The sequence below is a fragment of the Acinetobacter sp. YH12063 genome, assembly GCF_013419715.1.
GTDB lineage: Bacteria > Pseudomonadota > Gammaproteobacteria > Pseudomonadales > Moraxellaceae > Acinetobacter > Acinetobacter amyesii.
In genome coordinates, this window is record NZ_VOZO01000049.1 from 1 (window position 1) to 1,168 (window position 1,168).

Here is a 1,168-nt window from a genome sequence, read left to right on the forward strand (position 1 = left end):
TACGTTGTCGGCAGCGGGCCAAAAAGGAATACGTCCATGCCCATCGAGGTGAAACCGGCTGTGAGCGCGGGTTCAAGCATATAGCCCGACAGGCGCGTATCCTTGCCGATCACGACACGATGGCGGTGGTCACCGCGACGAAAGACACGGCCAGCCGCCATGCCGACGCGCAAGGCGGTTTCCGCCGTCATCGCGCCTTCGTTGGCTTTGCCACGAATACCGTCTGTGCCGAAATATTTGCGCACCATAAGGTCGATTATCCTGTCGTCGGGTCGCCCTCAAAGGGGACATGCCTGCTGAACCGCGAATATAGAGAAATATCCCGAATGTGCAGTTAACGAATTCTTGCGGTTTCTTTCAGCGCCGCCAATACCGCCAGCCCGTCGCGCAAGGGGCGCGGCTCGTGTGTGCGGATGAAGTCAGCTCCACCTGCGGCGGCGGCAAGCTCTGCAGCGAGTGTCGCGGCCCCGACATCCCCCGGACCACGGCCTGTGAGCGCGCGCAGAAAGGATTTGCGCGAAACAGACAGAAGCACCGGCAAATCGAAGCGCAGCCGCAATTCATCGAACCGCGCCAGCACCGAGAGCGAGGTTTCGGGAGCAGCCCCCAGAAAAAACCCCATGCCGGGATCAAGGACAAGGCGGTTGCGTTTGATACCGGCACCCGTCAGCGCCGCGATGCGCGCGTCAAAGAACGCCGCAATGTGATCCATGATGTCGCCAGCGGGTGCCTCGCGCCGATCTGCCTGCCCGTCTTGCACCGAATGCATAACGACGAGTTTGGCAGATGATTTCGCCAATTGCGGATAGAACGCAGCGTCTGGAAAACCGCGAATATCATTGAGATAGGCCACACCACGCGACAAGGCATAGGCTTGCGTCGCGGGTTGATAACTGTCGAGCGAGACGGGAATGCCATCTGCCTTGAGCGCGTCCAGCACCGGCGCGATACGCGCGATTTCTGTGTCGGACGAAACAGGCGCGGCGTCGGGATTGCTGGATGCCGGACCGAGGTCGATCACATCTGCCCCCTCGGCCATCAGCTTACGCGCCTGCGCAATGGCTGCGTCTGGCGCCAGATACCGGCCTCCATCGGAGAAACTGTCCGAGGTTATGTTGACGATGCCGAAAATGATGAGCGATTTATTCATGGGGGCTTCTATAATAAT

1 protein-coding gene and 1 pseudogene are annotated in these 1,168 nt (G+C 59.8%); both read right to left on the bottom strand.

Features of this window, described 5'->3' with window-relative positions:
* Positions 1-248 (bottom strand): annotated as a pseudogene (glmM, locus tag FTU12_RS16310) (phosphoglucosamine mutase); the annotation flags it as partial.
* Positions 249-334: 86 nt separating this feature from the next.
* Positions 335-1,150 carry a sulfonamide-resistant dihydropteroate synthase Sul2 gene (gene sul2 / locus FTU12_RS16315; protein WP_001043260.1) on the bottom strand — a complete coding sequence of 272 codons (816 nt, stop codon included), beginning with the start codon at positions 1,148-1,150 and terminating at the stop codon, positions 335-337.
* Positions 1,151-1,168 lie beyond the last annotated feature (18 nt).